Here is a 9,868-nt window from a genome sequence, read left to right as displayed (position 1 = left end):
ATATATATATGAGAGTAGATCACTTAATTAGCCTGGGGGGAATGCCGGATGGATGTATCTGTTTTTATTAAGGAGGAAGTTAAACCTGCGCTTGGGTGTACGGAGCCCGGAGCTGTGGCCCTTGCAGCTGCTGTGGCGTCCAAGGAGCTGGCTTCAGATGTGGAGAAGATCCACCTGAAACTTTCAGCAAACATATTTAAGAATGGTTTAAGTGTGGGTATACCTGGCCTCAAGGGTAAGAGAGGGAACTTGCTTGCAGCGGCTTTGGGAGCTTTGGGTGGACAACCGGAAAAGGGCCTCATGGCTTTAGAGGATGTTAGTGAGGAAATTCAAGAAAAGGCATGGGACATGCTTTGTAGGGGCCTAATAACACAGGAAGTAGTGCAGGATGTCCCCTCTGTTTATGTGGAGGCAGACGTATACGGGAAAGAAGAATGGGCATCATGTGTAATTTCAGGCAAACACGACAGAGTGGTTGAGGTAAGACACAACGGGGGCATAACAAAACGCCTTCTCGATGTAGATTCCTCAGTTCAGACGAGGCCCAAGCATCTTGATGAACTCATGGCCATGAATATGAAGGAACTATGGGAGTTGGCTAGCCAGTTGACCGATGAGGATGAAGTTTTTTTGCTTTCAGGATCAGAAATGAATCTAAATATAGCCGAGGCAGGTTTAAGAGAGCCATGGGGCATAGGCGTAGGATACACTATCAAATCTAAAACTACCAACCCAGAGGATTTGTTATATACTATCAAAGCCGCTTGCGGAGCTGCAGCTGATGTCAGGATGGCTGGAGGGCCGTATCCTGTCATGAGTAGTGCGGGCAGTGGTAATCATGGCATAACGGCTATTTTGCCTCCTACGATAGTTGCAAGAAAGTTGAACAAAAGCAAAAGGGATCTTGCAGAGGCGTTGCTCCTGAGTCATCTGGTTACCAGTGCCATAAAAGCCCACACGGGTCGGCTGACACCTATATGCGGTTGTACAGTGGCAGCCGGCTCAGGTGCTGCTGCAGCAATTGTGCGGCTTTATGGTGGTTCTTTTCTGCAGGCCCAGCAAGCGGTAGGTTTTCTGACTGCTTCACTGTTGGGTATGATATGCGATGGAGCAAAAGAGTCTTGTGCCCTTAAGGTAGCAACAGCTGCGGGTGAAGCTTTCCTTAGTGCCGTATTGGCCTTGGAAGGTAGGAGTTTTTCCGTTCCTCAAGGATTGATATCCTCAGATTTTACCGAATCTGCAAGGTCAATTGGAATTTTGAGCCGTGAAGGCATGATGAGTGCGGATGTAGTGATGTTGAAGAGACTTTCTGAACTCAACGAGATATAACTTTTATTAAGTTAGAGGAAGGGAACAGCAGTAGGCATGGCGAAAAGAAAAGATAAGAGGAACGATTTGATATGGACAGCTGTCAAAGGTTTTCAGCATATAGTAAATGTATTGCCCCATAGTGTTGCAGTTCATTTTGGTGCTTTTGTGGGATTGTGCGTTTGGGCCTTGTCTAAAAGAAAAGTGGATGAAGCTGAAAAACGCTGCGTGGATGTCCTTGGAGTGGGTGTAACAAATGCACGAAAAATAGTAAAGGGCTCTTATGTTAACCTAGGGAGGAGCCTTTCTGAGTTCTTACGCCTACCTAAATTAAGGGAAAAGCTGTTTAATTATGTCACCGTTCATGGAGAAGAGAATTTAAAAGAGGCCTTTTCCAAGGGAAGGGGGGTAATTTTGCTTACAGCCCACCTGGGCAATTGGGAATTGGCAGCGGCATATCTTGGCCTTTCAGGCTACCCTATGAACGCAATAGGAGCGGAGCAAAGGGATGAAAAAATTACTGATCTTGTGGAACTTCTGAGAGCGAGCTGCAACGTCAAAACCATAGGGAAGGGATTTGATTTGAAAAGCGCCCTATCGTGCCTTAAAAGAGGGGAGCTCTTGGGCGTTTTATTGGACCAGGATTTTAGGGACAAGGGTATCGTAGTTCCTTTCTTAGGTGTTGATGCAAGCACCCCTTATGGACCTTTAAAGATGGCTGACAAACTGGGTTCTATTATCGTTCCTCTTTTCATAATACGAAGGCCAGATGGATTAAGGCACGACCTGTTCTTTTTGGAGCCATTGAAACCTAAGAGTGGAGATAGCTTCGGTGAAGCCTTATTGGAATCCACAGCGTTGTGCAATGAAGTAATAAGCCAGTGGATTTTAAAGTCGCCTGAACAGTGGATGTGGCTTTATGACCGGTGGGCTTCCACAAGGGAGAGTGGATAATGATATTGGCAATAGACCCTGGACGAAGCAAATTTGGGTGGGCTCTTGGAACGGATAAAGGAGAGGCGTCTCTGTGTGGCATAACTCCTACAGAGAGGTTCAGAGAGTTTGTTGATATTGTATGGAATGAAAAATGGGATTTGCTTAAAGATTGGGTTACCGAAAAAGCAGATGTGCCTATACTTAAGAAGCCTGTGACTGTCATTTTGGGTAAGGGAACAGGGAATGCCCTGTTTGCTGAAGTTTTGGACGAAAAAGGAATTTCATACGTTTTGGTAGACGAAAAGTTTTCTACTCTTGGCGCAAGAGATTTATTTTGGGATTTTCATCCCCCGAGGGGCTTTAAGGCCTTGATACCAAAATCTTTGAGAGTTCCGCCAAGGGATATAGACGACCTTTCGGCACTGTTTTTGTTGAGAAAATGGGTTGAAAGTTTAAAGGACGGTGCCGAGACCTGAAAGAATATAAAGCCTTGCATTTAAAAAAGAAAGAATATACATTATACAAGAGGTGAGATGGATGAAATCTCTACCCCGGTTGAAGGTGTACATGGAACAACCAGGGTTTTCTGTAGGATGTGTCGATTTGGAATATGGCGAAGAGGAAATGAAATCTTTTCCCATGGCTGATGTGCGGCTGAAGGTGGGAAAGCTTTTAAAGCAAATCAAGGAAACTTATAAGGGAAAGATAGAAATAGATCTTGTAGATCCGAGGAACATTATAGCTCTATGGGATGTGTTAGTTTTTGGTATTAAATCTACAGAGGTTACTTGGGTTTTGAAAAGAAAGGTGCTTTTCAGAGGCGTTCCTGAATGGGAAACGATCAAAAAGGCCATAGATGAAGCTTTAGGAAACGACGAATAGATGAAATAATAGTTTTAGGTTTTAGGAGGGAAAGATACCTCAATGGGAAAATCTTTTGTGGCCATTCTTCTTGAAATAGGGATATTGTTTTATTCCCTTTTTAAGTGGATATTCCTTGCTGTGATGGCAGGTGTAGTTGTAGGTGCTGGAGCTTCTTTATTTTTGTTGTTGTTGCATGAAAGCATTGATTTTTTAGCTAGGTTTTCCCCCTGGGGCTTTGCTCTTTTGCCAGCAGGTTTAGTGGTAAGCGCCTATCTTGTTAGAACGTTTGCGCCAGAAGCTGCGGGTCACGGCACAGAGAAAGTAATAGAGGCAATCCACAGGCGTTCGGGTAGAATCCCCCTTGCAGTGGTTCCAATAAAGCTTTTGGCTACAGTTATAACTCTCTCGGTTGGAGGATCTGCAGGTAAGGAAGGCCCTTGTGCACAGATAGGCGCAGGACTCACCTCCTTTATGGCTAGCCTCTTCAGGTTCAATGATGTGGATCGCAAGAAATTGGTGATATGTGGGATATCCGCTGGTTTTGCCTCCATTTTTGGCACCCCGATAGCTGGTGCCATATTTGGTCTTGAGGTTTTGTATATAGGACAGGTTCTTTACGATGTGCTTTTACCTTCATTTATTAGTGGCATGGTGGCTTTTCAGGTGGCATCCCTCTTAGGCGTGGATTATTTCAGTTTTCCTGCGCAGCTTCATGCCGTTTTCTCGGGAAGTGTATTTATGTGGGCCATGCTTTCAGGTGTTTTTTTTGGCCTTGTGGCTCTTATACATATAGAAATAGTAAGGGCGCTGGAGATTGTTTCGGGTAAAGTAAAAATAGGGCCTTACAGAAAAGCCTTTTATGGAGGTTGTATACTATTAGTATTGGGTTTGCTTTTCGGCTCGAAGTATTTTGGCTTAGGTACAGAGATGATAGAAAGCGCTGTGACAGGTAAGGATGTGCCTATGCTAGCTTTTATACTGAAACCTATTTTTACAGGCATAACCTTATCTTCCGGAGGTAGTGGTGGAATATTGACACCCACGTTTTTTGTAGGGGCTACTTCGGGAGTGACTTTTGCGAAAATTTTTAGCTTGGACCCATTGCTCTTTGCATGCATAGGTTTCGTAGCCGTGCTTGCTGGTGCCGCTAATACGCCAATTGCTGCGACTATTATGGCTGTGGAGCTTTTTGGTTCCAGTGTGACAGCATACGCGGCTGTTGCATGCATAATAGCCTTTGTGATCAGTGGGCATAGAAGTGTTTATCCAAGTCAAATATTGGCCCGTCCCAAATCACCTGTGTTTAGTTGTAAGGGCAATGAACCGGTAGAGAAGGTAAGCCACGAGGTGATTACAAAGGAAACCCTCATCCCGTATTTAGTTGAACAATTAAAGTTGTATTGGAACCGCAGGACCTTCCATTTGCGTGATCAGGAAGAAGACAATAACGAACATCAGTAAAGTTCCTTAATACAGGCTCTTGCCAGGGCCTCTAAGCTTGAAATCATCCGTTCTTTGGGTAGGCCTGATGCTGCGTATGCTATGGGAAGTTCCGTGCAAGCTGCTATTACAGGGAGGCTAGATTCCTCCCACAGTTTTTTGACAGTGCTATTGAGAATTGCTCCAGCTTTTTCGGTGTTGCCTTCCTTGACCAGTGCTATAGTAGTACTTATTTCTTTCTGGATTCCAGGGTTTGGCCTAAGTAGAGTAAAATCCTTCCTTTTTGCGTGAGTGTCATAAAGTCCCGTTTTGATTGTCCCTTCTGTTGCTAATAGCCAGGCACCTCTTTTATCTTTCTGAATTGCTTCGTCTAAAGTTGAGATTACTATGTGGACTAGGGGTACTGGCAGAAAATTTGCCATTTTGTCTATAAAGAAATGAGCTGTGTTGCATGGGACTGCCAGAAGGTCTGCCCCCCATTGAACTAATGTGTCAAGTCCTTCTTTTATAGATTCATAGGGATCAGGCCCATTCCCTAATATGGCTTGAGTTCTGTCAGGTATCTGAGGGTTGGACAGAAGATATATTTTAGGGTGTTCCTGATCTTTTTTTGCTGGAGCCATTATGGATAAAAGTCTCAAAAATTCTGCTGTTGCGGCTGGCCCCATGCCTCCCAAAATACCAAGGACCTTGTTTTTGTAACTGCTCATTTTCTTTGCCCCCCTGTAGGTGAAGTCTAAAAGACACGAAAGTGTAATTTTTTAGCTGAATGCATCTATAATTATGCATTATATAATGAAAGAGCCTTTTTAAAAATTGAAAAAACGAGAGAAAGGACGTTGCTTATGGGACGCTGGAAAATAAGGACCTCATTTTTTGGATTAGTGTTGTTTGTCTTTTTATCCTCCACCCAGAGTGTTGCTTTTGCAGAAAAAGAAGGGGTAGTTTTGGTTCTTTCGGGGGGAGGAGTTCGAGGGTTAGCGCATATCGGGGTTATAAAGGCTCTGGAAGAGAGGCAAATTCCTGTTGTAGGTATCGTTGGCACTAGTATGGGGTCTTTAGTAGGGGCCCTTGCCTCTTGTGGCTATGATGCCCAGGAGTTGGAACGAATCATTAATGATATTGATTTGACGGAGCTTTTATACGACCGGACAGCACCAGCAAAAGTGGCTATAGGGGAAAGAAGTTTTCAGGAACAGCAGGAACTTTTAAGAATAGATATGAATAAATCATGGAAGATAGAAGGGCCCAGGGGTGCCATGCAGGGCAAGCGGCTGATTGATAGGTTTGCCCGGTGGACGAGCATATGCCCTGTCAATAATTTTGATAACTTGCCTATTCCTTTTGCCGCAGTAGCCACGGACCTCGTGTCTGGAAAGGCTGTTGTAATAAGGCAGGGAGATTTAGCCTCAGCCATGAGGGCTTCCATGTCGATACCTGGACTTTTCGAGCCATGGGAAATAGAAGGTAGGCTTCTTGTAGATGGGGGTCTTGCAGCCAATCTTCCCGTTAGAATAGCCAAGCGAATATTTCCAGGTCATCCAGTGGTGGCGGTGGATGTTACAGAAAAGGGCATGAGCAAAGATGATATACGCACCGTTATGGATGTCATAGATCAATCTATAACGATCATGACGAGACGGATAGTGGAAGAGGATGCTAAGCATGCTGATGTGCTCATAAGCCCAGATGTTTCCCATGTATCCATATTGACCACGAGAGGTTGGGATGAAATCATTCAAAAAGGGTATCAGGCGGCGGTTGAGAAAATGAAACAAGTGTCAGCCAGTGTTGATGGGAAACGTTCAGTTACTGTTGCCTCTAGGTCGGGAAGAAAGCCAATAGTGGCAAGCATTGCTGTGGAAGGTTTAGGAGGAGAGGTGGCAAAAGAGATTTTGGAATCTTGCGAGGAGTGCATAGGGAGCCCCCTTGATGTGAGGCGCTTGCAGGAGGTCTGCAGGTCATTGAGGGAGCGAGAGGGGATAAGGGAGGCCCTTTATGTTACCCAAAATGATACGCCTTCCTCGGTTAGTGTGACGATAAAAGTAGAAAAGGAGCCACCTTACCAATTTATTTTATCTGGTTATACCTCAAACATATCTCCAAACAGACAGTTGTACGGGGATCTTTTTATGCGAGATGTATTTGGCGAAGGTGATGTGCTATTTATAAAGACGGGTATAGGTGAGATGTGGGGAGGTCAAGTGGGATATCTTGGGATACTCGACGATGATTCTAGAAGATTTGGATTGAATTTGTTTGCCCTTAAGGAAAAGTACCAACCGCAAGGGTTGGGATCGTATGAGTGGAAAAAGTATGGCTTAACAGCAGGTGAATATTTCAAAATGGGAGACCTTAACCTTTATTTGGGTTATAAGCTTGGAGAGGTAAAGTATTCAGGAAAAGATCATGACTATGGAGGTCCCTCAATAGGGTTTTCGTGGGACAATAGAAATGATCCTATAGACCCCGAAGGAGGGACAGAAGTTCATATGTCGATGTGGGTGGAAGACGACTCCTCAATTTTAGGAAGATTAAACGTCCAGACGATATGTCCGCTGGATGAATCTTCCAAGATGGTATTAAGAGGGGGAGCTGTCTTAGGGGATAATGACCATCCTTGGCTTGCAGCGTATTTGGGAGCTAGGAACGAACTTTACTCTAGGGCCAGCCATCCTTTGAAGGGAGAAAACGTTGCCTGGGTTGGGTTGACGTACAGGAGGGCCCTGGTCGAAAGCTGGTGGGGTAGAGTTTATGTTGATCTGTTTGCTACAGAAGGAAAGGTTTATGAGGATGAGTGGGAAAACGCAATCGACGTGTGGGAGGCGGGGATGGCCCTTACTTTGCCTGGCAAGATTTTGGATGGGAAAATATTTGTGGTGTATGATGACGAAGGGAATTGGAACTTTGGATACTCTTTAGGCAATCCCAGAGGATATGGAGACCTGGTTTATCCGTGAAGCTTCACTGGTTTGCAAGGGATGTATATTTGTTAAAATAGCCTGTATGTTAATGTGCTATGATAAAATTTATTGGTCTATGTGTAAGTTAGAATTTCGAAGAAAGAAGATGGGGAGGATAAAGATGGCAAAAAATATTACACCAAGGGAAGAAGATTATTCGCAGTGGTATCTTGATGTTATCAAGGCGGCAGAGTTGGCAGACTATGCCCCCGTGAGGGGATGTATGGTGATAAGGCCCAATGGGTATTCCCTGTGGGAAATGATACAGAAGCATTTTGATGAAGCCTTCAAGGATACAGGGCACGTAAACGCTTATTTCCCCCTTCTTATACCGAATTCTTTCCTGGAGAAAGAGGCAGATCACGTAGAAGGTTTTGCTCCAGAATGTGCCGTGGTGACTCATGCCGGTGGCGAAGAGCTTGAGGAGCCTTTGGTTGTAAGACCTACATCGGAAACTGTTATAGGTCATATGTACAGCAAATGGGTTCAATCTTGGAGGGATCTTCCGGTTTTAATAAATCAATGGTGTAATGTTATGAGGTGGGAGAAGAGGTCAAGGTTATTTTTGAGGACTTCAGAGTTTTTGTGGCAAGAAGGTCACACTGCTCACGCTACGAAGGAAGAGGCTATGGAAGAGACTCTTAAGATGCTCGAAGTATATCGCAAGATAATGGAGGAAATGTTGGCTCTGCCTGTGATTACGGGAGAAAAATCGGAGGGAGAGCGCTTCCCCGGAGCGGATAATACGTTTACTTGTGAGGCAATGATGACAGATAAAAAGGCACTCCAGGCAGGCACAAGCCATTTCCTTGGCCAGAATTTTGCAAAGGCTTTTGACATAACTTTCCAGAGTAGGGAAGGGGTCTTGGAATATGCTTGGACGACCAGCTGGGGTGTTTCGACCAGGCTGATAGGGGCTATAATAATGACTCATTCGGACAACGATGGTTTGATTATTCCACCTTATGTTGCCCCTGTCAAAGCTGTTATATTGCCCCTTGGTGCAGATGAGTCTAAACTTGCAGGGCTTTATGAGCCGAAGGCCCAAGAATTGGCAGCTACATTGAATGAGATTCTTGGAAAACGCAGTGTCAAGGTTGACACACGTTATCATATGAGACCGGCCGATAGGTTCTTCTATCACTTGCAGAGGGGGATACCTTTGAGAATAGAGTTAGGAGAGAAAGAGTATTCCAAAGAATCCGTAAGGTTGGTGCGAAGAGATACGGGAGAAAGATTTGATGTCTCATGGGATAAAGCCCCGGAGGTAGTGAAGGAAACCTTGGATGCTATCCAGGCCAACCTTTACAGGAGAGCTAAAGATTTTAGGGAAGCTAATACCCATTATGTAGAGTCTTTCGATGAGTTCAAGAAAGTGCTGGAAGAAAAAGGAGGTTTTATAAAAGCCTACTTTGCAGGAGGGAAAGAGGAGGAAAGGGCGATAAAAGAAGCCACGACGGCTACAGTGCGATGCTTCCCCTTAGATGAAGAGCACACAAGAGGTAAGTGTTTCTATACGGGGAAAGAAGGTGCAAGGTTGGCGATTTTTGCAAAAGCTTATTAAGTGTAGTGCCTTTAACCTGAAAGACAAATAACAAGGTGGCCCACTATCGCTCTGGGGCCACTTTATTTTATAATAAGGGAGGCAAAAGACGTAATAATATGGGAGGAGAGAATATGGTTTCCGAGCGTAAGGTCGGAAAGACGGCAATTAGGCTTTTTAAGGGAGATATAACTCAATATGACGGTGATGCCATAGTAAACGCAGCCAATAATCATCTGTGGATGGGTTCAGGTGTAGCAGGTGCTATAAAGAGAAGAGGAGGAGAATCCATAGAAAAAGAGGCCGTAGAGCGGGGTCCCATAAAAGTAGGGGAAGCCATTGTTACAGAAGCTGGAAATTTGAAAGTAGATTATATAATCCATGCAGCTGTTATGGGGCAGGATCTGAAAACAAGCGAAGCTATCATAAGGGAAGCAACCCAGAACAGCCTATACAAATGTGATGAACTTGGCATAGAAAGGGTTGCGTTCCCTGCATTTGGCACAGGCGTAGGAGGGTTTCCTGTAGATAATTGCTCCAAAGCTATGTTGGAAGAAGTCGTGCTATACCTTGAGGAGGAAAAGGACACTAATCTTAAGGAGGTAGCATTTTATCTTTTTGGCGAAGAGACCTACATGGCCTTTGCCAGAGCTCTGGAAAGGGTCCGTGTAGTGGACATGGGAAAATAAATAACGAAATATAAAAATTTGCCTCTTGACTTAAACGGAAAAGGTTTGTATTATACCCCTTGCACGCCGCGGAACGGCTGCGGCGAGGTGGAGCAACTTGACAGTGGAATATAGGCAGAAGGGTG

The 9,868-nt window shown here is 44.6% G+C and carries 9 protein-coding genes; 8 read left to right on the top strand and 1 reads right to left on the bottom strand.

Annotation, left to right across the window (positions count from 1 at the left end; genetic code table 11):
* Window positions 1-48 precede the first annotated feature (48 nt).
* The 5 genes from H0Z23_RS07955 (at window position 49) to H0Z23_RS07935 (ending at window position 4,569) form a co-directional block, all read left to right on the top strand.
* Window positions 49-1,329 carry a serine dehydratase subunit alpha family protein gene (locus tag H0Z23_RS07955; RefSeq protein ID WP_296868910.1) on the top strand — a complete coding sequence of 427 codons (1,281 nt, stop codon included), beginning with the start codon at window positions 49-51 and terminating at the stop codon, window positions 1,327-1,329.
* Between the two features lie 36 nt (window positions 1,330-1,365).
* Window positions 1,366-2,262, top strand: coding sequence for a lysophospholipid acyltransferase family protein (locus H0Z23_RS07950; protein WP_296868909.1), 897 nt, complete (start codon window positions 1,366-1,368; stop codon window positions 2,260-2,262).
* Window positions 2,262-2,720, top strand: coding sequence for an endonuclease (locus tag H0Z23_RS07945; RefSeq protein ID WP_296868908.1), 459 nt, complete (start codon window positions 2,262-2,264; stop codon window positions 2,718-2,720). The genes H0Z23_RS07950 and H0Z23_RS07945 overlap by 1 nt, the downstream gene beginning before the upstream one ends.
* A gap of 61 nt (window positions 2,721-2,781) precedes the next feature.
* Window positions 2,782-3,126, top strand: a complete 345-nt coding sequence (locus H0Z23_RS07940) for a hypothetical protein (protein WP_296868907.1) — start codon at window positions 2,782-2,784, stop codon at window positions 3,124-3,126.
* 42 nt (window positions 3,127-3,168) lie between these two features.
* Window positions 3,169-4,569 (top strand): chloride channel protein, encoded by a 1,401-nt coding sequence (locus H0Z23_RS07935; RefSeq protein ID WP_296868906.1) that lies wholly within the window; start codon window positions 3,169-3,171, stop codon window positions 4,567-4,569.
* On the opposite strand, the gene H0Z23_RS07930 is transcribed toward H0Z23_RS07935, so the two are convergent.
* Entirely contained in the window at window positions 4,563-5,258 is a 696-nt protein-coding gene (locus H0Z23_RS07930; RefSeq protein WP_296868905.1) for an amino acid racemase, read from the bottom strand. The two genes, H0Z23_RS07935 and H0Z23_RS07930, sit on opposite strands and share 7 nt — an antisense overlap.
* A 135-nt stretch (window positions 5,259-5,393) precedes the next feature.
* On the opposite strand from H0Z23_RS07930, the gene H0Z23_RS07925 reads away from it, so the two are divergent.
* From H0Z23_RS07925 to H0Z23_RS07915, 3 genes are all read left to right on the top strand, one after another.
* A complete protein-coding gene (locus tag H0Z23_RS07925) occupies window positions 5,394-7,508 on the top strand; it encodes a patatin-like phospholipase family protein (protein ID WP_296868904.1) in 2,115 nt (704 codons plus the stop codon).
* Window positions 7,509-7,632: 124 nt separating this feature from the next.
* Window positions 7,633-9,075, top strand: coding sequence for a proline--tRNA ligase (gene proS, locus H0Z23_RS07920; RefSeq protein ID WP_296868903.1), 1,443 nt, complete (start codon window positions 7,633-7,635; stop codon window positions 9,073-9,075).
* A gap of 113 nt (window positions 9,076-9,188) precedes the next feature.
* A complete protein-coding gene (locus H0Z23_RS07915) occupies window positions 9,189-9,743 on the top strand; it encodes a macro domain-containing protein (protein ID WP_296868902.1) in 555 nt (184 codons plus the stop codon).
* The last annotated feature ends 125 nt before the right edge of the window (window positions 9,744-9,868 follow it).

Origin of the sequence: Thermovirga sp. (assembly GCF_017656375.1) — a bacterium.
Lineage (GTDB): Bacteria > Synergistota > Synergistia > Synergistales > Thermovirgaceae > Thermovirga.
Note: the sequence above shows the minus strand (reverse complement) of the source record. Positions and strands in the feature narration are given on the sequence as shown.

Coding starts and splice junctions, on each gene's coding strand:
- H0Z23_RS07955 (WP_296868910.1), top strand. CDS start 49: ATGGATGTATCTGTTTTTATTAAGGAGGAAGTTAAACCTGCGCTTGGG.
- H0Z23_RS07950 (WP_296868909.1), top strand. CDS start 1,366: ATGGCGAAAAGAAAAGATAAGAGGAACGATTTGATATGGACAGCTGTC.
- H0Z23_RS07945 (WP_296868908.1), top strand. CDS start 2,262: ATGATATTGGCAATAGACCCTGGACGAAGCAAATTTGGGTGGGCTCTT.
- H0Z23_RS07940 (WP_296868907.1), top strand. CDS start 2,782: ATGAAATCTCTACCCCGGTTGAAGGTGTACATGGAACAACCAGGGTTT.
- H0Z23_RS07935 (WP_296868906.1), top strand. CDS start 3,169: ATGGGAAAATCTTTTGTGGCCATTCTTCTTGAAATAGGGATATTGTTT.
- H0Z23_RS07930 (WP_296868905.1), bottom strand. CDS start 5,258: ATGAGCAGTTACAAAAACAAGGTCCTTGGTATTTTGGGAGGCATGGGG.
- H0Z23_RS07925 (WP_296868904.1), top strand. CDS start 5,394: ATGGGACGCTGGAAAATAAGGACCTCATTTTTTGGATTAGTGTTGTTT.
- proS (WP_296868903.1), top strand. CDS start 7,633: ATGGCAAAAAATATTACACCAAGGGAAGAAGATTATTCGCAGTGGTAT.
- H0Z23_RS07915 (WP_296868902.1), top strand. CDS start 9,189: ATGGTTTCCGAGCGTAAGGTCGGAAAGACGGCAATTAGGCTTTTTAAG.